We start from the raw sequence: 19,046 nt of genomic DNA, 5'->3' as shown, positions 1-19,046 counted from the left end.
GCCCGAGGTGACGGCAAAGGAGAGAAGCGCAATGAAGTTCACCAAGGAACACGAGTGGGTCCGCCTCGACGGCGAGGTCGCCACCGTCGGCATTTCCAAGCACGCCGCCGATGCTCTGGGCGACGTGGTGTTCGTCGAAGTGCCCGAGACCGGCAAGACCCTATCGGCGAAGGACAGCTTCGCCGTGGTCGAGAGCGTCAAGGCGGCGTCCGACGTCTACGCCCCCGTGTCCGGCGAAGTGGTCGAGGCCAACGACGCCCTCTCGACCGCGCCCGAGACCGTCAACGCCGATCCGGAAGGCGAAGGCTGGTTCGCCCGCATCAAGGTGTCGGACGCCTCGCAGCTGGACGCCCTGATGGATCAGGCGGCCTACGACGATTACCTGAAGACGCTCTGAGCGCCCCTCTCGTCCGCTCATCCCCGCGAAGGCGGGGACCCAGATCGTTCGCAAGAGCACTGGATGAGCGGCATCGTTATGTCGGCGACATCCGTCGCCCAAAGCACTAGGTCCCCGCCTTCGCGGGGATGAGCGGATCGAAACATGCGCTACCTCCCCCTGACGCCCGACGACCGTACGGCGATGCTGTCCGCCATCGGGGCCCAGTCGATCGACGACCTGTTCGTGGACGTGCCCGAGGCCGCGCGCCTGGACGGCCCCGTGGACCTGCCGCGCGTGCAGGGCGAGCTTGAGGTCGAGCGGGCGCTGTCGGCCATGGCGGGCAAGAACGCGACGGCGGGAACCACGCCCTTCTTCTGCGGCGGGGGCGCCTACAAGCACCATGTGCCGGCGACGGTGGATCACATCATCCAGCGATCGGAGTTCCTGACCAGCTACACCCCCTATCAGCCGGAAATCGCGCAAGGCACGCTGCAGTACCTGTACGAGTTCCAGACCCAGGTCGCGAACCTGACCGGCATGCCGGTGGCCAACGCCTCGCTGTATGACGGCTCGACCGCCATGGCCGAGGGCGTACTGATGGCGACGCGGGTGACGCGCCGCAACAAGGCGGTGATCTCGGGCGGGGTGCATCCGCACTACGTCAAGGCGACCGAGACGGTGGTGCATGCCGTGGGCGTAGAGACGCAGGCGCTCCAGCCCGCCATCGACGCCGAGGCCGCCGTGATCGAAGCCATCGGGCCGGACACCGCCTGCGTCGTCGTCCAGACCCCCAATGTCTTCGGCACGGCGACGGACGTGTCGAAGATCGCCGAAGCCGCCCACGCCGCCGGCGCCCTCTTGATCGTGGTGGTCACCGAGGCCGTGTCGATGGGCCTGCTGAAGTCACCGGGAGAGATGGGCGCCGACATTGTCGCGGCCGAGGGCCAGTCGATCGGCAACGCCCTGAACTTCGGCGGCCCCTATGTCGGCCTGTTCGCCACGCGCGAGAAGCTGATCCGCCAGATGCCCGGCCGCCTGACCGGCGAGACGGTGGACGCCGACGGCGAGCGGGGCTTTGTTCTGACCCTGTCGACGCGCGAGCAGCATATCCGCCGCGACAAGGCGACATCGAACATCTGCACCAACTCCGGCCTCTGCACCCTGGCCTTCACCATCCACATGAGCCTGTTGGGCGAGGCGGGCCTGCGTAGGCTGGCCCTGCTGAATCACGAAAAGGCGGTGGCGACGTGCGATGCGCTGGCGGCCGTTCCGGGCGTCGAGGTGCTGACCCCGCGCTTCTTCAACGAGTTCGCCGTCCGCCTGCCCAGGAACGCCGCCGAGGTGGTGGAGCAGCTGGCCGAGCACCGCATCTTGGCGGGCGTCCCCTACAGCCGCCTGAACCCTGAGGGGGGCATGGACGACGTGCTGCTGGTGGCCGCGACGGAGACGACGCTGGACGCCGACATCAAGATCCTGGCGAAGATGCTGGAGAAGGTGTTGGCGGAATGATTGATGATCTGACTGAAACGCGGGATCGAATCCACAAGCAGGCATCAGCGCACGCTGAGGCTTCCGTTTACTCGCTGAACAACACCTACCTGTCGCGATGGCAGAAGGCTCAGGTTGAAGCCGTCTGGCAGTTTCCAATCGGCATTTTTGCCTATCCGCTGGTAGTAACGGCCCTGGTGTTCGATCAAAATTTTTGGGTCGCTTACGGGGTCGCCACTGCGTTCTCTGCGATCGCTTGGCTGATCGCCAGTCGCGCGCCTGCGAAGCCTCTTGTTGCGGCCAGCTTTCTGTATGCTGGATGGATCGGCATGCTGATCCATATCGCGCTTGCTGTTTGGGCTTTCGTCGAAGGTCGCATTGCAGTCGCGATATTTACCGGGCTCGATGCCATCGGTCTTGCTAGCTTCTTGACCATCGGAATGTGGCTTTGGTCGGCAACAAGCCGTCACATGAACCCAAAGTATGCCATCGCCAAACGACTGTTCGGTATTGAATTCCCGTTCGAGAAAGACTTCGCTCGATGACCAGCACCATGAACACCGTCGGCCGCCCGACCACGCCGAATGTAGTCGATCACGACTACAAGCACCCGACCCTGACGGGCGGGCGCGGCCTGTTGCAGGACGAAAAGCTGATCTTCGAGGGCGAGGGCTGGGGCAAGACCGGCGTCGACCTGCCGGAGCCGAAGACCGATGCGTCCGACTTGGGCGATCTCGTCCGGCGCGACCCGATCGGCCTGCCGGGTCTCAGCGAGCCCGAGGCGATGCGCCACTATGTGCGCCTGAGCCAGAAGAACCACGCCATCGACCTGGCCATCTATCCGCTGGGCTCGTGCACGATGAAGCACAACCCGCGCCTGAACGAGAAGATGGCGCGCTTGCCCGGCTTCTCCGACATCCACCCGCTGCAGCCCCAGTCGACGGTGCAGGGCGCGCTGGAGTTGATGGACCAGCTGGCGCACTGGCTGAAGACCCTGACCGGCATGCCCGCGGTGGCCCTGTCGCCCAAGGCCGGCGCGCACGGCGAGCTGTGCGGCCTGATGGCCATTCGCGCCGCGCATGAGGCCAAGGGCGAGCACGCCCAGCGCCGCAAGGTGCTGGTGCCCACCTCTGCGCACGGGACCAACCCGGCGACGGCCGCCTTTGTCGGCTATTCGGTGGTGGAGGTCGCACAGACCGAGGACGGCCGCGTCGATGTGGCCGACCTTGCCTCCAAGCTGGGGCCGGACGTGGCCGCCATCATGGTGACCAACCCGAACACCTGCGGCCTGTTCGAGCGCGACATCCTGGAGATCAGCCGGCTGACGCACAAGGCCGGCGCCTACTTCTACTGCGACGGGGCCAACTTCAACGCCATCGTCGGCCGGGTGCGCCCTGGCGACCTGGGCGTCGACGCCATGCACATCAACCTGCACAAGACCTTCTCGACGCCGCACGGCGGCGGCGGTCCGGGCGCAGGGCCGGTGGTGCTGTCCGAGGCCCTGGCGCCGTTCGCGCCCGCGCCCTGGGTCGTGTCGGACGGCGAGGGCTACCAGCTGATCGAACGCGAGGAAGGCGACGCCGCGCAGGCGTTCGGCCGTCTGTGCGCCTTCCAGGGCCAGATGGGCATGTATGTGCGCGCCCTGTCCTACATGATGAGCCATGGCTCGGACGGCCTGCGCCAGGTCGCCGAGGACGCGGTGCTGAACGCCAACTACATCAAGGCCCGGCTGTCGGACCTGATGAGCGCCGCCTTCCCCGACGGGCCGTGCATGCACGAGGCCCTGTTCGACGACGAGTGGCTGAAGGGCACCGAGGTCACCACGCTCGATTTCGCCAAGGCGATGATCGACGAAGGCTTCCACCCCATGACCATGTATTTTCCGCTGGTCGTGCACGGCGCCATGCTGATCGAGCCGACGGAGACGGAATCCAAGGCGGAGCTGGACCGGTTCATCGACGCCATGCGCCTGCTGGCCCAGGCGGCCCTGGACACCAAGGACGGCCCCAGCGACGTGGAGCGGTTCAAGGGCGCGCCTTTCCACGCGCCCCTGCGTCGCCTCGACGAGACGCGTGCGGCCCGCTCGCCGCGCCTGCGGTGGACCGCGCCGGAGGGCTCCAACCAGGCCGCGTGAGCCCGGCTGTCGCGCCCGGGCCACAGCGCCCGGTCATTCGGTTGATCATGACCAAAGCTTCACGCCGCGGACATGGATCGGCCATCACGCGGGTGTGAACAGGCGGCTGTGGCGATCGCGTCACGGCCGCCTTTTCGTTGCAACGGCAAGGATCGGGTGGCCGGCGGGATCGTTTGGATCGTCTCCCCTCCCTGTTCTCCTCTGGCGTTCGCCGTGACCTTTGTGAGCCTGCCCTCTATCGCCTCCTCCGCCCCGCGCCCTCGTCTGAGGATCCTGAAGCGCTGGGCCTTAATGGCGGCCGGGTTGGTGGTGGTTCTGCTGGGGGTGCTGATCGCGCCCCTGCCGGGTCCAGGCGGCATTCCGGTGATCGCGCTGGGGCTGGTGCTGATTCTGCGCAGCTCCTTCTGGGCCAAGCGCCAGTTCATCCGCGCCCAGCATGCGCGGCCGCGCTGGGTGTATCCGTTTCGTCGATTGCTGCGAAAGAAGCCGGAGTTCGCCCCGGTCTTCTGGCAGTCCGCGCTGCGGACAGAGCGGATGATGCTGCGCCGCACACATCGCCGTTTGATCCGCACCCGCAAGGGTTTGCGTCGCTATGGCCGGAAGGTCTTCCGCTGATTTCGCGGTTGCGGCTTCGCAAGTGCTAACCACACAGTTGTGACCGCCGTTCGCCGGCGGCGAGCGTATCCTCCCTCTCGCGTTATCAGAGAACCACCTAAGGCGTTGGGAGGCGCTTCGGTCATGATGTCACGCGTAAAAAAGGGTCTTGTGGCGGGTGTGGCCGGGACAGTGGCGGTGTCCCTGCTGGAGTTGCCCAACATCTTCCTGAACTGGTTTGACCCAACGCCTGCGGTCATCGCCCATGTCATCGGCATGGACGGCAACATGGCGGTGGGTTGGGCCCTGCACCTGGCCATCGGCGTGCTGCTGCTCGGCCCCGCCTTCGGCTATCTCTGCCCGCGCTTGCCGACGGACACGCCCGAGACCAAGGGCATCGCCTTCGCGGTCGGCGCCTTTGTGCTGATGATGCTGGTTGTCTTCATGTTCGGCGATCAAAGCACCTTCACCAGCGGCACGGGCTTTGGCGCGGTGGCCTGGATGCTGATCACCAACGTCGTGTTCGGCATTGTCATGGGCAACGTCTATGGCCGCCTGATCCAGCGGGACCGCCAGCGTGCCCGCGCGATGAGCGGCATGGCGGCGGCGCACTAAGTCCAGCACACACCGTCGAGCACGAAAAAGGGCCCCGCGGTGATCCACGGGGCCCTTTCTTCGTCTGCGATAGGCGCACCTCAGTTCAGGCGGCCGCCGATCTGAGCAATGGCCTGGTCGACCAGCGGGTCCTTGGCCTGTCCGGCCAGACGCGCGGCGAGAACGGCCTCGGCCTGCCTGGCGGCCAGGTCAGCGGCGGCGGCCTTGACCTCCGCCGAGGCCTGCGCTTCCGCCTGGGCGATGCGCCGCTCGGCCATCTGCTGGCGGCGAACCAGGGTTTCCTCGAGTCGGACCTTGGTCTCGGCCTCCATGCGGCGGGCGTCGGCCTCGGCCTGAGCCATCATCTCGGCGGCCTGAGCCTCGGCTTCGGCCTTTTCCTGGCGGATCTGGGCCAGCAGGGCTTCGGCCTCGGCGCGCAGGCGGGCGGCCTCGTCCAGGTCGGACTGGATCTTCAGGGCCTTGGCGTCGAGGGCGCGCGCGGCCAGCTTGGGCACGCCGGCGGCGACCAGGATGCCGAGGAAGATCAGCAGACCAATGCCGACCCACAGTTCGGCGTTGGCCAGGTCATAGAGGTGAGCGTCGAAAAAGGCGGGCATCTCAGGCTCCCTTGGCCGTGGCCAGTTCGGCGTCGGTGGCGCCCTGACCCGTCAGGCGCTCGACCATGGCGCGGGCGGTGTCCGAGGCGATGGCGGCGACGTTCGCCATGGCGGCGTCGCGCGTCACCGCGATCTGGCCCTCAGCGTCGGCGATGCGGGCGTCGACGACGGCCTCCTCGGCGGCCTGGCGGGCGTTGGCCTCTTCGGTCACGCGGGCCTTGGCGGCGGCGGCGGTGGCGCGAGCATCGGCGCGAGCCTTGGCGACCTCGGCCTGGGCGGCGGCGGCTTGATCAGCGGCCTCGGCCTGGACCTGCCGCGCCGTGGCGACGGCGGTCGAGATGGTGTCGGCGCGCTCGTCCATCACGCGTCGCAGGCGTGGGGCGAAGACCTTGGACACCAGGAAAAGCAGGATGGCGAACAGGATCAGCAGATAGGCGATCTGTCCGGCCCAGTGCTCAAAGGCGAACTGGGGCAGGCCGCCCTCGCCGTGTCCGGCGACCTCGGCGGCGGTGTTGTTGGGCACGTGCCCGGTTTCGGCCGCGTGTTCGACGGCCTCTTCCACCGGCAGGACCGGGGGCGGGGATGAAGAGTGTGCGGCCATGGTCGTCCGTGGTGAAAGCGAAAGCGGCGGCGCAAGCCCCTCTCAGGGCGCGCCGCCGCGAAGATCAGCGTCTCGGGATCAGCCGAGCCAGATCAGGATGCCGAGCACGAAGGCCAGGATGCCCAGGGCTTCAGCCAGAGCCGCGCCCACGAACAGGTTGCCGACTTGCGAAGCGGCCGCCGACGGGTTGCGCAGGGCGCCGGCCAGGAATTGGCCGAAGATGTTGCCCACGCCGAGGGCCGAGCCGATCATGCCGAGGGTGGCGAGGCCGGCGCCGATGAACTTCGCGGCTTCAGGTTCCATGGTTTTCAATCCTAGTCAGGTGTTGGAAGTCGGGGTGAAGAACTGAACCCAGCCTTAGTGGGCGTGGTCCAGGTTGACCACATCATTGAGGTAGATGCAGGTCAGAACGGCAAAGACAAAGGCCTGGAGGAAGGCCACCAGGAACTCCAGCGCGGTCAGCGCGACCACCATGGCCAGCGACAGGCCGGCCACCGGCAGGGTGGCCAGACCGATGCCGCCATTGGCGAAGGCGTAGGCGCCGAGCGACACCACGAAGCCGGCGAAGATCTTCAGCGCGACGTGGCCGCCCAGCATGTTGCCGAACAGACGAAGCGCCAGCGTCACCGGACGCAGCAGGAACGACAGGAACTCGATCGCGCCGACGATCGGGCGCAGCACCAGCGGCGCGCTGGTCGGCCAGAACAGCTTGAAGAAGCCCAGGCCGTTGCGCGCAAAGCCGACGCCGATCACCAGCACGATGGTCAGGGCGGCGAAGGTCGCGGTGATGGCCAGCTGAGAGGTGGCGGTGAAGGTCAGCAGCAGACCCAGGATGTTCATGCCCAGGATCAGGGCGAACAGGGTGAAGACGAACGGGAAGTAGCGACGCCCCTCGTGGCCGATGATCGAGCCGGTCAGGTTGTCGATCATGCCGAACATCTGCTCGCCCGCCGTCTGCAGGCGCCCCGGCACCACCTTGGGCGACGAGGTCACTGCCGTCAGGAACAGCACAACCACGGCGAAGACGATGGTCATGGCGAGGTGCGAGTTGGTGATCGCCAGGTCCACCGGGCCGAGCACGGGCAGGACCACGTCGGGGAAGTCGACGATCTTCTGGATCTGAAACTGATGAATCGGATCGGCCATGGGCCTATCGGTCCTCGTCTTCCCCGGCTTCCTCGAACGGGATCGGCTTTGCCGTGACCCCCGCCGCCTTCGCCTGCGCCATCAGCCGGTTGGCCGTGCGGCGCGCCATGTAAATCGACAAGGCGAAGCCCAGAAGGACTCCGCCGATGATGCCCCACGGAGTGGTTCCAAGGAACCGGTCCGCGAGAAAGCCCAGCCCCAGGCCCACCAGCACCCCGCCGATCAGGTCGGCGATGATCTTGTAGGCCTCCCCGGTCACCTTGTGGGCGGCCAGATCCGCAGACTCCTGCGGCGCGGTGCGCGCCTCGAGCGAGGATGCGCTTTCGGTGAGGCGCTTGATGGCCTCTTCGCGCGATTCCTGCATCGGGGACATGCCTTTGAACGATCAGCGCCCGACAACCGCCGGGAACGGGTCTGAATTCGGCGCGGAACCTATCCGCGAGGGCGTAGAAGGTCAAGGCTGCGTGATCGGGCGCTAAGTTGTTGCGGCGGCTCGCCTATTTCTTGTGCGATCAAGCGCCGTGGCGAAGGGCCGCGCCTGCGTATCCCTGAGTCGATGCGGATCGGTGGCGGCCGGGCGCGCGAGCGACTAGGTTCGCGGTCATGAACCTCCACGTCCCGCCCCCATCGCCTCGCCGTCCGCTGCATGTGCGGCTGGCCACGCCGCGCGGCTTCTGCGCCGGGGTGGACCGGGCGATCCAGATCGTCGAGCGGGCGCTGGAGAAGTATGGCGCGCCCGTCTTCGTCCGGCACGAGATCGTCCACAACCGCCATGTGGTCGAGCGGCTGAAGGGCTTGGGCGCCGTTTTCGTCAAGGAACTGGACGAGTGCCCGGACGACCGCCCGGTGGTGTTCTCGGCGCACGGCGTGCCCAAGTCGGTGCCGGCGACCGCCCGCTCGCGCGAGATGCTGTTCCTGGACGCCACCTGCCCGCTGGTCTCCAAGGTCCATGTGGAGGCCGAGCGGCACCATGCGGCGGGGCGGCACATCCTGCTGATCGGCCATGCCGGCCATCCGGAAGTGGTCGGCACCATGGGCCAGCTGCCGCCCGGCGCCATCACCCTGGTCGAGACCGAAGAGGATGCGGAGACGGTTCAGCGGCCGGGCGACGCGCCTCTCGCCTACGCCACCCAGACCACGCTGTCGGTGGACGATACAGCCGGCATACTGGCGATCCTGAAGCGGCGTTTCCCCGAACTGCCGGACCCGCACAAGGAAGACATCTGCTACGCCACCACCAACCGGCAGGAGGCGGTGAAGCGGCTCGGCGCCGACTGCGACCTGGTGCTGGTGGTGGGGTCCAAGAACTCGTCCAACTCGGCGCGGCTGGTCGAGGTGGCGATGCGGGCGGGCGCGCGCGACGCCCGGCTGGTCGATGATGCGTCCCAGGTCGACTGGGCCTGGTTCGACGGTGTCGACACGCTGGGCGTCACCGCCGGCGCCTCAGCCCCCGAACCGCTGATCGAGGCGCTGATCGACGCCGTGCGCGACCGCTTCGACGCTACCGTGACCGAAGACGACGGCGCGCGCGAGACCGTGACCTTCAAGCTGCCGCGCGTTCTGACCGCCTAGCGGTCCTCGCCGACGAAGTCCTGGGCGAACTCGGGCGCGTCGTCGGGCTCCAGCGGGTCTTCGTCGGCGTCGCCCATGCGGCCGGGATCGGGCACGTCGAAGCCGGCCGGCATCGACAGGTCCAGAAGTCCGGCCGCCTTCATCTCCGCCAGGCCCGGCATGTCGGAGAGCGCAGCCAGGCCGAAATGCTCAAGGAAGCGGTCGGCGGTGGCGTAGGTCACGGGCCGGCCGGGGGTGCGCCTGCGGCCGCGCAGCCGCACGAACCCCATCTCCAGCAGCACGTCCAAGGTGCCGCGCGACAAGGACACGCCGCGCACGCTCTCGATCTCGGCGCGGGTGACGGGCTGGTGATAGGCGATGATCGCCAGCGTCTCCAGCGCCGCGCGCGAAAGGCGGCGCGGCTCCTCCCGCTGCTCCGTCATCAGGAAGCCGAGGTTCTCGGCCGTGCGGAACCGCCAGCGGCCGGCCACCTGATCCAGCTCGACGCCGCGCCCGGTGTAGCGTTTGCGCAGGGCGGCGATGGCGGCGTCCACGTCGGCGCCGTCCGGCAGGCGGGCGGCGAGTTCCGCCGTGCTGAGCGGCGCAGACGCAGCGAACAGCAGGGCCTCCACCCTGCGCTCGATTTCGTGGGCGGTCGTCACGGCGTCAGCTCCAGCGGCTGCCCCGCTTGCCGCCGCTTCAGCAACAAGTCGTCGAACGGCCGCGACTGGCGCACGTCCATGGCGCCCTCCTTGACCAGTTCCAGGCTGGCCGACAGGGTCGAGGCGACGTAGCTGGCCTGGGTGGGACCGTCCTCTTCGGTGCGCCTGGGCGCGACCCGATCCAGCGGCGTCCAGTCGGACAGGCGCGGCATGACCTCGCGCAGCCAGTCGCGCGCCGCCTCCAGCGCAAAGGCCTCGACCCTGGCGGTCGGGGCGTAGCGGCGCCGGGCCTGCTTCTCGCGCTGTGAGACATAGGCGGTCATCAGCTCATACAGGCTGGCCTCGATCCGGTCGGAGGGCGTGATGACGATCTGCTCCGGATCGCCGCGGGTAAAGACGTCCCGCTTCAGCTGCGGCCGCTCCACCAGGGCGTCGGCCCCGCGCCGGATCGCCTCCAGCTTTCTCAGCCGATAGGCGAGCGCGGCCGCCATTTCTTCGGCCGGCGGCTCCTCGGGCTTGCCGGGCTCGGTGCGGGGCAGCAGCAGGCGCGACTTCAGATAAGCGAGCCACGACGCCATCACGAGGTAGTCCGCGGCCAGGGCGAAGTTGCGCCGGCGCGCCTCATGAACGAACCGCAGATACTGTTCGGCCAGTTCGGTGATCGACAGCTTCAGCAGATCGACCCGCTGATGCCGCGCCAGCTCGAGCAGCACGTGCAGCGGTCCTTCATAGCCGTCGAGATCGACCACGAACGCCTCCTTCGGCGCGGCCTGTTCGGCGGCCGAGAAGTCGAGATCGGGCTGGAACGGCTGCATTCTTCTTTGGCCTACCGCGCGTCGCGCTGCTTGAGGCCGAAGGTGGCCTGCCTCGCGTCGTGCTGCTTGAGGCCGAGGGTGGCCTGCTTCGCGTCGCGCTGCTTGAGGCCGGTCTGGTCGGCGGTCACGCCGGGGCCTCCCCCACGTCCGGGCCGGATGCGGCCTCGGTCCGGCCGACCATGGCCTGGTGGAATCGGGCGTGGGCGGCGGAGGCGTCCAGCGGCTCGGGCGATCGAACGATGCGGGCCAGGGCGGCTTCGGCCCGCGCCCTCGCCCGGCCCTTCAGCTTGCCGACGGACGAGGCCACCGCCTGCATCTCGGCCATGTCGCCGTTGCAGTGCAGGACGATGTCGCACCCGGCCTTTAGCGCCGCATGCGCCCGCTCGTCCAGGCCGCCGGACAGGGCCTGCATCGACAGATCGTCCGACAGGATCAGGCCGGAAAAGCCCAGCCGCTCTCGCATCAGCCGTAGGGCCTTTCTGGACGTGGTGGCCGGGCGTTTCCTGTCGATGGCGGTGAAGACGACGTGCGCGGTCATGGCGACCGGCATGTCCGACAGCGCCCTGAACGGCGCGAAGTCCCAGGCGTCCAGCGTCTCCAGGTCGGCATGCACCACCGGCAGCGCCTTGTGGCTGTCGGCGAACGCGCGCCCATGGCCGGGCATGTGCTTGATCACCGGCAGGACGCCGCCGGCCAGCAGTCCCTCCGCCGCCGCGCGCGCGAGCTGCGCCACCATCGCAGGATCGGACGCATAGGCGCGGTCGCCGATGATGTCGTGGGCGCCGGGCACCGGAACATCGACGATCGGCGCGCAATCCACCGTGACGCCGACCTCGCGCAGGTCATGCGCCATCAGCCGGGCGCCCAGCCGCACCAGCGCGCGGGCCTTCAGCGGATCGTGGGCCGCCTGCAGATAGGCGGCGCCGGGCGGGTACTTCGGCCAGTGCGGCGGGCCCATGCGCTGGACCCGGCCGCCTTCCTGATCGATCAGGACGGGCGCGTCGCGGTCGCCGATCGCGGCGCGCAGGTCGTCGGTCAACGCCCGCACCTGTTCCGGCGTCTCGATGTTGCGCCGGAACAGGATAAAGCCCCACGGTCGCGCCTCGGCGAAAAAGGCGCGCTCGGCCTCCGTCAGCCGAGGCCCGGAACAGCCGTAGACGGCGGCGGTGGTCACCGGACGATGCAGTCGCGGCCCGCGGCCTTCAGCGCATTGCAGAGGGCGGTCGCCCGCTCTCGCGACAGGCCGGAGAAGGTCGTCCGATAGACGGTGGAGCCGTTGGAGGCCGTCACCTCCTGCACCCGCTTCTGCGCGCCGGACGCATAAGAACCGAAGCGTGCGGCCACGGCGGCGTATTCCCGGTCGGCGATGGCGGTCGAGGAGAAGGCGCCGATCTGCACGCCCGACGATCCGGTAGCGGCGGTCGCAGGCGCGGCCTTTTCGGCCGGAGCCGGCGCCGGACGCGGAGCGGTCTCAGCCGGGCGCGCGGGCGCGGGCCTCGCCGGCGCGGCGGCGGGCGGCAGGCCCTGGCCGGTGACCGGCGCCGGAGCAGGCGCGGTCGGGCGCGGCTGGGGCGTCTCGGGCGGAGCCGTGAAGGTCGGGGCCGCGTCGGTCGCTTCGGTCTCGTCGCGATAGACGCGCACGCCCTCGGCCGGATCGACCGGCTGGGCCTCGACCGGCGCAGGGGTGGTCATCTCTCCGACCGGCTGGCCCACGGCCGGCGGCGCGTCGGTCGAGGAGCGCAGGCCCGAGCGATAGAAGAAGATCACAGCCACGATCAGCAGCAGCAGCACCGCCGCGCTGACGATCAGGGTGACGGGCGGCGCCTTGCGCGCGCCGGTCGTATAGCCGCGCTCCTGACGCGGATCGAAGGCGTTGCGGCGAAACGGCAGGTCGTCATCGTCCGTCGGCGGCGTATAGGCGCCCCTTTCACGATCCTGGCCACGATCCTGGTTCCGGGAATTGTCGTCGAATGACATGGTCGCGCTCCGCCTCGATCCCCCGCGCGAATCGGCGCCAGGGGTCACACAGTTTAGCCCGCCATCCCCCGCTTACGAATCACAGATCCAGCGCGAGGTCGAGGCTGAACAGCTTCTTGTGGACCTCGATGGCGTAGCGGTCGGTCATGCCGGCGATGTAGTCGCAGATCGCGCGGGCGCGGGCGTCGCGGTCCTCGGTGCGCGCGGGGTCGCCCCACTCCGGCGGCATGACCTCCGGCTCCTCCATGAACAGCTGAAACAGCTGCGCCAGCATGCGCCGCGCCTGGCTGCGGGTCCGGTTGACGCGGTAATGGCGATACATCCGCTCGAACAGGAAGCGACGCAGCACGCCGAGCTCGGCCTTAAGCGCGGGCGAGAAGTCCACCAGCGTGCGCCCGGCCGTGCGCACATCTTCCACCGAGCCGATGCGGTCTTCCTCGATCCGCCGCGCCGTTTCGTTCAGCACGTCCTCGACCATGACGCCGATCATGCGCCGGACCGCCTCCAGCCGCAGCATCCGGTCGTCGACGCCCGGCCAGTCGCGCCGCACCTCGCTGAGGATCGGGCCGATGATTGGCACGCTCGCCAGCTCGCCCAGGGTGATCAGCCCCGCCTGAACCCCGTCGTCCACGTCGTGGTTGTTGTAGGCGATGTCGTCGGCGATGGCCGCGCACTGGGCTTCCAGCGAGGCGAAGCCGCCCAGCCGCAGGTCCCATCCCGCCGCCCCGCCTTCGACATAGGCGCGCACCGACGACCAGGCCGGCTCGTCCAGCCGCTGGGTGACCGGGCCGTTGTGCTTGATCACCCCCTCCACCGTCTCCCACGACAGGTTCAGGCCGACGAATTGCGGATAGCGGTGCTCGAGCTCGGTGACGACGCGAAAGCTCTGGACGTTGTGGTCGAAGCCGCCGTGGCCCACCATCTGCACCACCAGCTCGTCCTCACCGGCGTGGGCGAAAGGCGGATGGCCCAGGTCGTGCGCCAGGGCGATGGTCTCGGCCAGGTCGTGGTCGAGGCGCAGCGCGTGGGCCAGCGACCGCGCGATCTGCGCCACCTCCAGGCTGTGCGTCAGGCGGGTGCGGTAATGATCGCCCTCGTGCGCCACGAAGACCTGGGTCTTCTCCTTCAGCCGGCGAAAGGCCGTCGCATGGATGATACGGTCGCGGTCGCGCGCGAAGGCGGTGCGGGTGCGGCTGGGCGGTTCGGGGAAACGTCGCCCGCGCGAGGCGTCGGCGCGTTCGGCATAGGGGGCGAGAGGCGTCTGGCTCAAAGGGTCACGCACGCAATGTGATGGCCGCGGGCCTTGGCGCTCGCCCGCCTGCGCCTCATATAGACCGCCGTGAGCAGCGTCCAATCCACAGAACCGTCCACACCCGCCTTCGCCGTCTCCGCACGCGCGCCCGAAGGCATTCGCCTGGCGTCCAGCGCGGCCAGGCGGCTGGCCAAGCTGTCGCAGATCGAGGGCCGCGCCCTGATGCTGCGGGTGGCGGTGGACGGCGGCGGCTGCTCGGGCTTCCAGTACCGCTTTGAGCTGGTCGAGAGCGCCGAGGGCGACGATCTGCGCATTGAAGCCGACGGGCAGGCCGCCCTGGTCGATCCCGTCTCCGTGCCCTTCCTGAAGGGCTCGGAGATCGCCTTTGTCGACGAACTGGCCGGCGCCCAGTTCGTGGTGAACAACCCCAACGCAGCCTCCTCCTGCGGCTGCGGCGTAAGCTTCTCGATCTAGGCCGGCGCCTCCCAGGCTGCAGCGCTAGTCCCTCGGTCGAGCGACGCTTCCACCGGCGCCGCCAAGCCTTGTCTGCCTCGCCTCGTTGTGGTCCGCTCCTGCCGGCAACGGGAGGGTTTGCAATGCTGGGATCGATCATGGCGGCCGTCTTCATGGCGGGGCTCGCTGCCGAAGACATCGTCCTGCCCGCCCAGCCGGCGCCGTTGCACGGGACGCTGCTGACGCCGGACGGCGAAGCCTCGGCCGTGGCGGTGATCCTGCCGGGATCGGGGCCGACGGATCGGGACGGCGACAATCCGCTGGGCGTCCGGGCGGCGACCTATCGCCTGCTGGCCGAGGGCTTGGCGGCGGAGGGAATCGTCAGCCTGCGCATCGACAAGCGTGGGATCGGCGCCAGCGCCGGGGCGGCCAGGAGCGAAGCCGAGCTGCGCTTCAACGACTATGTCGCCGACGCCCGCGCCTGGACGAGCGAAGCCGTGCGGCGGACGGGCCGGCCCTGCGCCTGGCTGATCGGCCACAGCGAAGGCGCCTTGGTCGCGACGTTGGCGGCCGAGAACAATTCCGAGATTTGCGGCCTGGTGCTGCTGTCGGGAGCGGGACGCCCCGCGATGACCGTCATGCGCGAACAGTTCGGCGCGGCGCCCGAGCCGGTGCGCGGTCAGGCGCTGTCGATCCTGGATCGGCTGGAAAGGGGCGAGACGGTCACGGACGTGCCGCCTGCGCTGGCTTCCGCCTTTCGGCCCTCGGTGCAGCCTTATCTCGCCAGCTGGGCGGTGCTGGACCCCGCCGAGGCGCTAAGCCGCTACCGAGGTCCGGTCTTCATCGGCCAAGGCGAGACCGACCTGCAAACCCGGGAGACGGACGCCCAGGCGCTGAAGGCGGCTCGGCCCGACGCCACGCTGGTGATCTGGCCGGGCGTCAACCATGTGCTGAAGACCGCGCCGGCCGACCCTCAGGCCAATATGGCCGCCTATGTCGCGCCCGACCTCCCGCTTGGGCCGGGCGTGGCCGAAGACGTGGCGACCTTTATCCGCGAGCATACGCCCGCACGCTGAGCCTTCAGGCGTCCAGGGTCTCGGAAAAGCGCACCGGCCGGCCGTGCGCCTGGCCGATCAGTTCGCCGTCCTGCATCACCACCCGTCCGCGCACCACCGTCACCATCGGCCAGCCGGTGGCCTCGAAGCCGTCGAAGGGGGTCCAGCCGCAGCGGCTGGCCTGATCCTCGGCCTTGATGGTGCGGCGGGCATTGAGGTCCACGATCGTCAGGTCGGCGTCATAGCCTTCGGCCAGTCGCCCCTTGCCGGCGATGTTGAAGATGCGCTGCGCCCCGGCCGAGGTCAGGTCCACGAACCGCTCCAGGCTGAGCCGGCCGTTCGCCACATGGGTCAGCATGACCGGCACCAGCGTCTGCACCCCGGGCATGCCCGAGGGCGAGGCGGGATAGGGCCGGGCCTTTTCCTCCAGCGTATGCGGCGCATGGTCCGAGCCCAGCACGTCGGCAACGCCGCCTTGAATGGCATGCCACAGGCCCGCGACATGCTCGGCCGAGCGGATCGGCGGGTTCATCTGGGCCAGCCCCTTCAGCCGTTGATAGGCCTCGGGCGCGACCAGGGTCAGGTGCTGGGGCGTGACCTCCACCGTCGCCACGTCCTTGTGGTCGGCCAGAAAGGCGATCTCGTCGGCGGTGGTGACGTGCAGGATGTGGATGCGCCGCCCCACCTCGCGCGCCAGTCGTACCAGGCGGCGGGTGGACTGGATGGCGCTTTCGGCGTCGCGCACCTCAGGGTGGCTGGTCCAGTCGCCGGGGCGGGCCAGTTCGCGCCGCTCGGCCAGACGGTATTCGTCCTCGGAATGGAAGGTGGCGCGGCGTTGGGTGTGCTTCAGCACCTCGCGCACGCCGTCGTCGTCGGCGACCAGCAGGTCGCCGGTGGATGCGCCCATGAACACCTTGATGCCGCAGCAGCCAGGCAGCCGCTCAAGCTCGCCCAGAAAGGCCGCGTTCTCGTGCGTGCCGCCGACGTAAAAGGCGTGGTCGGTCCACATCCGATCTCGGGCGCGGGCCAGCTTGTCCGCCAGGGTGTCCGGATCGGTGGTGTTGGGATTGGTGTTCGGCATCTCGAACACCGCGACCACGCCGCCGAGCGCCGCGGCGCGCGATCCGGTTTCCAGATCTTCCTTCCACTCCAAACCCGGCTCGCGGAAGTGAACCTGGGTGTCGATCACGCCGGGCAGGACGGTCAGGCCGGCGGCGTCCAGCACCTCTCCGGCCGAGGCCTGGGACAGGTCGCCGATCGCGGCGATGCGTCCGTCGCGCACGCCCACGTCCGCCAAGCCGCGCCCCGCGTGGTTCACCACTTCGCCGCCACGAACGATCAGGTCGAATGTCTGGGTCATGCCGTGATCTGTAGCCGCACCCGCGCGTGGCGAGAAGACGCCCCAGAGCCAAAAGGGCTGTGCTAAAGGCCCGCGCCATGGAGCCCCGCCCGTGTCCCTGCCGCTGATCCCCGACCGCACCTGCGGCGGCTGCGTCGAGTGCTGCCGGGTCATTCCGCTGGACCTGCCGGATCTGGCCAAGCCGACGGGCGAGCTTTGCGCCTATTGCGTGCCGGACGCCGGATGCGCGGTGCATGCGATCCGGCCGCAGACCTGTCGCACCTGGTTCTGCCTGTGGCGGGCGGTGGAGCTGTCCGACGACTGGCGGCCCGACCGCAGCGGGATTGTCATACGCCCTGACGGGGTGGAGCACGGCGAAATCACCCTGTTCGTGGTGCGCCGCACGCCCTTCCTGTCGTCCGAAGAGGTGTTCGACACGGTCGCGGCCTGGATCGACAGCGGCATAGCGGTGGCGCTGAGCGTTCCGGGCCCGGTGGGGACCTATCCGGCGCGGGCCGTGGTCACGGACTATCTGCGACCGGCGGTCGAAGCGGGCGACGCTGAGCGGTTCAACCGGCTGGTGGCGCGTTCGCTGGACAAGCTGGCCGAGCATGACTGGCAGGCGGACGGGATCGAGGCGCGCTACCGCGTCACCTGACAGGGGCGTCGCCTGCGCCTATCTAGGCCGCATGACACGCACCGCCCGCTTGGACAGCCGCGCCCTTATTTCCGTCAAGGGAGAGGACGCCAAGCCCTTTCTGCACAACCTGCTGACCCAAGACGTCGAGACGCTGGCTGACGGCGAGCTTCGCTTCGGCGCGCTTTTGTCGCCGCCGGGCCGGCTGCTGTTCGACCTGTTCATCCTGGGCGAGGACGGCGGCGTCGTGCTGGATGTGGCGGCGAACCGGCGTGAGGCGCTGCTGATGCGGCTGTCCATGTACCGGCTGCGAGCCAAGGTGGAGATCGGCGCTGACGAACGCCGGGTGTTCGCCGCCTGGGACGGCGAGGCGGCCGGCTTCCTTGTCGATCCGCGCACGCCGGAACTGGGCGGCCGGGCCTACGGCGGAGAATTCGAGACGAACACGGGTGAAGACGAACATCAGGCCCATCGCCTGACCGTCGGCCTTCCCGATCCGGCGACGGACGCGCCGTCGGACAAGACCTATCCGATCGAAGCCAACTTCGACCTGCTGAACGGCATCGACTTCCACAAGGGGTGTTTCGTCGGCCAGGAGACGACCTCGCGCATGAAGCGGCGCGGTGCCATTCGAAACCGCATGCTGCCGATCGCCTTTGAGGGTCCCCCTCCTCCGTTCGGCGCCGAGGTGCTGAACGGAGAGCTGCGCGCCGGCGAGGTGCTGAGCGGGCGTGACGGCGCGACGATGGCGCTGCTGCGGCTGGACAGGCTGGAGGGTCAGCTGACTGTCGATGGACGGGCGGTCACCCCGCGCCGCCCGGCCTGGATGCCCGAGACCTGAGCTACTGCACCGACTGGCGCGGCTGCTGGCCGGCGTCGCCCGCATTGTAGGGCTGAGGACCGGCGGGCGCCGCCGCAGCCGGCCGAGGCGCGCTTTCCGTCCTGCGAGCCGCGGCCTGCGGACGCGGCGCTGGGCGCGGGGTCTGACGCGCGGCGGGACGTGGCGCAGCCGGTTTGGCCTCGGTCGAGGCGGGCTGGGCGGTCGGCGTCGCAGCCGGAGCCGCGACGGGCGCGGGCGCGGGCTCGGCGGCCTGGGCAGCGGCGGCGCGGGCGGCCATTTGCTGGGCCTGGAAGCGCGCGGCCAGCTTTTCCGTAAGCTCCTTGGCCTGGGCCGGCGACATCTGGGCCATGATGGCGGCCAGGGTGCGCGGACGCATGGCGGCGGCGACGGGCAGGCGCACCCGGTCATCCAGCGAGGCCAGCACGGGCGCCGCCTCCTTGGGCCGCATGGCGGAATAGACCTGCACCAGCCGGTCGATCTCGGCCTTTTCGCGCTCGTCCACCTGACCCAGCAGGCCCTTCATCTCGGCCTTCAGCGCCTCCAGCGCCTTGACCTTGGCGTCGATCTTCTGCTCGGCGGCGACCATCAGCGGCAGGGTGGTGGCGAAGTCCTGATCGCGCGCATCAAGCTCGGTGCGGCGCGCCGACAGCGACTGGATGATCTTCAGCTCGGCGGGCGAAATGCCGGCCTGCTGCGCCAACTGGTCCGGCGACAGGGCGCAGGCGGCCTGTGTCGGCTTGGGCGCGGCGGCGCCGGCGGGCGCGGCCTCCTCGGCCCAGGCCTTGGCGCCGCTGAACAGCTCGGGCGCCACGCCCACCGCGCGCACGGCGACCACCCCGCCGATGGCGATGGCGATCAGGGGCAGCAGGCGGGGAATGCGGGCCATGGCTTCGGTCTCGTGGCGCCCTCAA

The 19,046-nt window shown here is 69.2% G+C and carries 23 protein-coding genes; 11 read left to right on the top strand and 12 right to left on the bottom strand.

Annotated elements, in window-relative coordinates; translation table 11 throughout:
• Positions 1-31: 31 nt before the first annotated feature.
• The 6 genes from gcvH (at position 32) to KY493_RS02725 (ending at position 5,210) form a co-directional block, all read left to right on the top strand.
• Positions 32-397 (top strand): glycine cleavage system protein GcvH, encoded by a 366-nt coding sequence (gcvH, locus tag KY493_RS02750; protein WP_219897472.1) that lies wholly within the window; start codon positions 32-34, stop codon positions 395-397.
• Positions 398-541: 144 nt separating this feature from the next.
• Positions 542-1,888 (top strand): aminomethyl-transferring glycine dehydrogenase subunit GcvPA, encoded by a 1,347-nt coding sequence (gene gcvPA / locus KY493_RS02745; protein WP_219897471.1) that lies wholly within the window; start codon positions 542-544, stop codon positions 1,886-1,888.
• Positions 1,885-2,412, top strand: coding sequence for a hypothetical protein (locus KY493_RS02740; protein ID WP_219897470.1), 528 nt, complete (start codon positions 1,885-1,887; stop codon positions 2,410-2,412). Before gcvPA ends, KY493_RS02740 begins: the two co-directional genes overlap by 4 nt.
• A complete protein-coding gene (gene gcvPB, locus KY493_RS02735) occupies positions 2,409-4,001 on the top strand; it encodes an aminomethyl-transferring glycine dehydrogenase subunit GcvPB (protein WP_219897469.1) in 1,593 nt (530 codons plus the stop codon). Before KY493_RS02740 ends, gcvPB begins: the two co-directional genes overlap by 4 nt.
• A 291-nt stretch (positions 4,002-4,292) precedes the next feature.
• Positions 4,293-4,616: a PGPGW domain-containing protein gene (locus KY493_RS02730; protein WP_219897468.1), complete on the top strand. Its 324-nt coding sequence runs from the start codon at positions 4,293-4,295 to the stop codon at positions 4,614-4,616.
• A 123-nt stretch (positions 4,617-4,739) separates the two neighbouring features.
• Positions 4,740-5,210 carry a DUF6789 family protein gene (locus tag KY493_RS02725; protein ID WP_219897467.1) on the top strand — a complete coding sequence of 157 codons (471 nt, stop codon included), beginning with the start codon at positions 4,740-4,742 and terminating at the stop codon, positions 5,208-5,210.
• 80 nt (positions 5,211-5,290) lie between these two features.
• Here the strand turns inward: KY493_RS02725 and KY493_RS02720 are convergent, their stop codons facing one another.
• The 5 genes from KY493_RS02720 to KY493_RS02700 all read right to left on the bottom strand — a co-directional run bounded on the left by KY493_RS02720 (position 5,291) and on the right by KY493_RS02700 (position 7,917).
• Entirely contained in the window at positions 5,291-5,806 is a 516-nt protein-coding gene (locus tag KY493_RS02720) for a F0F1 ATP synthase subunit B (protein WP_219897466.1), read from the bottom strand.
• A gap of 1 nt (position 5,807) precedes the next feature.
• A complete protein-coding gene (locus tag KY493_RS02715) occupies positions 5,808-6,407 on the bottom strand; it encodes a hypothetical protein (RefSeq protein WP_219897465.1) in 600 nt (199 codons plus the stop codon).
• A gap of 78 nt (positions 6,408-6,485) precedes the next feature.
• Positions 6,486-6,710 carry a F0F1 ATP synthase subunit C gene (locus KY493_RS02710; protein WP_219897464.1) on the bottom strand — a complete coding sequence of 75 codons (225 nt, stop codon included), beginning with the start codon at positions 6,708-6,710 and terminating at the stop codon, positions 6,486-6,488.
• Between the two features lie 54 nt (positions 6,711-6,764).
• Complete coding sequence (locus KY493_RS02705; protein WP_219897463.1) at positions 6,765-7,553, bottom strand: F0F1 ATP synthase subunit A; 789 nt, start codon at positions 7,551-7,553, stop codon at positions 6,765-6,767.
• A gap of 4 nt (positions 7,554-7,557) precedes the next feature.
• Positions 7,558-7,917: an AtpZ/AtpI family protein gene (locus KY493_RS02700; protein WP_255567988.1), complete on the bottom strand. Its 360-nt coding sequence runs from the start codon at positions 7,915-7,917 to the stop codon at positions 7,558-7,560.
• A gap of 239 nt (positions 7,918-8,156) precedes the next feature.
• On the opposite strand from KY493_RS02700, the gene ispH reads away from it, so the two are divergent.
• Complete coding sequence (ispH, locus tag KY493_RS02695; protein WP_219897461.1) at positions 8,157-9,125, top strand: 4-hydroxy-3-methylbut-2-enyl diphosphate reductase; 969 nt, start codon at positions 8,157-8,159, stop codon at positions 9,123-9,125.
• On the opposite strand, the gene scpB is transcribed toward ispH, so the two are convergent.
• The 5 genes from scpB to KY493_RS02670 form a co-directional block, all read right to left on the bottom strand.
• On the bottom strand, positions 9,122-9,766 hold the full coding sequence (gene scpB / locus KY493_RS02690; protein ID WP_219897460.1) for an SMC-Scp complex subunit ScpB: 645 nt from the start codon (positions 9,764-9,766) through the stop codon (positions 9,122-9,124). The two genes, ispH and scpB, sit on opposite strands and share 4 nt — an antisense overlap.
• Entirely contained in the window at positions 9,763-10,581 is an 819-nt protein-coding gene (locus KY493_RS02685; RefSeq protein ID WP_219897459.1) for a ScpA family protein, read from the bottom strand. The genes scpB and KY493_RS02685 overlap by 4 nt, the downstream gene beginning before the upstream one ends.
• 124 nt (positions 10,582-10,705) lie before the next feature.
• Positions 10,706-11,755 (bottom strand): beta-N-acetylhexosaminidase, encoded by a 1,050-nt coding sequence (gene nagZ / locus KY493_RS02680; protein WP_219897458.1) that lies wholly within the window; start codon positions 11,753-11,755, stop codon positions 10,706-10,708.
• The gene (locus KY493_RS02675; protein WP_219897457.1) at positions 11,752-12,558 is read right to left on the bottom strand and encodes an SPOR domain-containing protein; all 807 of its coding nucleotides are present in this window, start codon (positions 12,556-12,558) and stop codon (positions 11,752-11,754) included. The genes nagZ and KY493_RS02675 overlap by 4 nt, the downstream gene beginning before the upstream one ends.
• A 79-nt stretch (positions 12,559-12,637) precedes the next feature.
• Positions 12,638-13,828 carry a deoxyguanosinetriphosphate triphosphohydrolase gene (locus tag KY493_RS02670; RefSeq protein WP_219897456.1) on the bottom strand — a complete coding sequence of 397 codons (1,191 nt, stop codon included), beginning with the start codon at positions 13,826-13,828 and terminating at the stop codon, positions 12,638-12,640.
• A 138-nt stretch (positions 13,829-13,966) separates the two neighbouring features.
• Here KY493_RS02670 and erpA point away from each other — a divergent pair, with 138 nt between their 5' ends.
• Both erpA and KY493_RS02660 read left to right on the top strand, forming a co-directional pair.
• A complete protein-coding gene (gene erpA / locus KY493_RS02665; protein WP_255568109.1) occupies positions 13,967-14,284 on the top strand; it encodes an iron-sulfur cluster insertion protein ErpA in 318 nt (105 codons plus the stop codon).
• A gap of 122 nt (positions 14,285-14,406) precedes the next feature.
• Positions 14,407-15,339 (top strand): alpha/beta hydrolase, encoded by a 933-nt coding sequence (locus KY493_RS02660; protein ID WP_219897454.1) that lies wholly within the window; start codon positions 14,407-14,409, stop codon positions 15,337-15,339.
• Between the two features lie 4 nt (positions 15,340-15,343).
• Here the strand turns inward: KY493_RS02660 and KY493_RS02655 are convergent, their stop codons facing one another.
• Positions 15,344-16,678, bottom strand: coding sequence for a dihydroorotase (locus tag KY493_RS02655; RefSeq protein WP_219897453.1), 1,335 nt, complete (start codon positions 16,676-16,678; stop codon positions 15,344-15,346).
• Positions 16,679-16,769: 91 nt separating this feature from the next.
• Between KY493_RS02655 and KY493_RS02650 the strand changes: the two genes are divergently transcribed.
• Together KY493_RS02650 and KY493_RS02645 are read left to right on the top strand one after the other, a co-directional pair.
• On the top strand, positions 16,770-17,315 hold the full coding sequence (locus tag KY493_RS02650; RefSeq protein WP_219897452.1) for a hypothetical protein: 546 nt from the start codon (positions 16,770-16,772) through the stop codon (positions 17,313-17,315).
• A 31-nt stretch (positions 17,316-17,346) separates the two neighbouring features.
• Positions 17,347-18,135: a folate-binding protein YgfZ gene (locus KY493_RS02645; RefSeq protein WP_219897451.1), complete on the top strand. Its 789-nt coding sequence runs from the start codon at positions 17,347-17,349 to the stop codon at positions 18,133-18,135.
• A gap of 1 nt (position 18,136) precedes the next feature.
• Here KY493_RS02645 and KY493_RS02640 read toward each other — a convergent pair whose 3' ends face one another.
• Complete coding sequence (locus KY493_RS02640; RefSeq protein ID WP_219897450.1) at positions 18,137-19,021, bottom strand: MotE family protein; 885 nt, start codon at positions 19,019-19,021, stop codon at positions 18,137-18,139.
• Positions 19,022-19,046: the final 25 nt, after the last annotated feature.

The sequence above is a fragment of the Brevundimonas sp. PAMC22021 genome (assembly GCF_019443405.1).
GTDB lineage: Bacteria > Pseudomonadota > Alphaproteobacteria > Caulobacterales > Caulobacteraceae > Brevundimonas.
The sequence above is the reverse complement of the archived record's forward strand: the minus strand, read 5'-3'. Positions and strand labels throughout refer to the sequence as shown.

Coding starts and splice junctions, on each gene's coding strand:
- gcvH (WP_219897472.1), top strand. CDS start 32: ATGAAGTTCACCAAGGAACACGAGTGGGTCCGCCTCGACGGCGAGGTC.
- gcvPA (WP_219897471.1), top strand. CDS start 542: ATGCGCTACCTCCCCCTGACGCCCGACGACCGTACGGCGATGCTGTCC.
- KY493_RS02740 (WP_219897470.1), top strand. CDS start 1,885: ATGATTGATGATCTGACTGAAACGCGGGATCGAATCCACAAGCAGGCA.
- gcvPB (WP_219897469.1), top strand. CDS start 2,409: ATGACCAGCACCATGAACACCGTCGGCCGCCCGACCACGCCGAATGTA.
- KY493_RS02730 (WP_219897468.1), top strand. CDS start 4,293: ATGGCGGCCGGGTTGGTGGTGGTTCTGCTGGGGGTGCTGATCGCGCCC.
- KY493_RS02725 (WP_219897467.1), top strand. CDS start 4,740: ATGATGTCACGCGTAAAAAAGGGTCTTGTGGCGGGTGTGGCCGGGACA.
- KY493_RS02720 (WP_219897466.1), bottom strand. CDS start 5,806: ATGCCCGCCTTTTTCGACGCTCACCTCTATGACCTGGCCAACGCCGAA.
- KY493_RS02715 (WP_219897465.1), bottom strand. CDS start 6,407: ATGGCCGCACACTCTTCATCCCCGCCCCCGGTCCTGCCGGTGGAAGAG.
- KY493_RS02710 (WP_219897464.1), bottom strand. CDS start 6,710: ATGGAACCTGAAGCCGCGAAGTTCATCGGCGCCGGCCTCGCCACCCTC.
- KY493_RS02705 (WP_219897463.1), bottom strand. CDS start 7,553: ATGGCCGATCCGATTCATCAGTTTCAGATCCAGAAGATCGTCGACTTC.
- KY493_RS02700 (WP_255567988.1), bottom strand. CDS start 7,917: ATGCAGGAATCGCGCGAAGAGGCCATCAAGCGCCTCACCGAAAGCGCA.
- ispH (WP_219897461.1), top strand. CDS start 8,157: ATGAACCTCCACGTCCCGCCCCCATCGCCTCGCCGTCCGCTGCATGTG.
- KY493_RS02685 (WP_219897459.1), bottom strand. CDS start 10,581: ATGCAGCCGTTCCAGCCCGATCTCGACTTCTCGGCCGCCGAACAGGCC.
- KY493_RS02675 (WP_219897457.1), bottom strand. CDS start 12,558: ATGTCATTCGACGACAATTCCCGGAACCAGGATCGTGGCCAGGATCGT.
- KY493_RS02660 (WP_219897454.1), top strand. CDS start 14,407: ATGCTGGGATCGATCATGGCGGCCGTCTTCATGGCGGGGCTCGCTGCC.
- KY493_RS02655 (WP_219897453.1), bottom strand. CDS start 16,678: ATGACCCAGACATTCGACCTGATCGTTCGTGGCGGCGAAGTGGTGAAC.
- KY493_RS02645 (WP_219897451.1), top strand. CDS start 17,347: ATGACACGCACCGCCCGCTTGGACAGCCGCGCCCTTATTTCCGTCAAG.
- KY493_RS02640 (WP_219897450.1), bottom strand. CDS start 19,021: ATGGCCCGCATTCCCCGCCTGCTGCCCCTGATCGCCATCGCCATCGGC.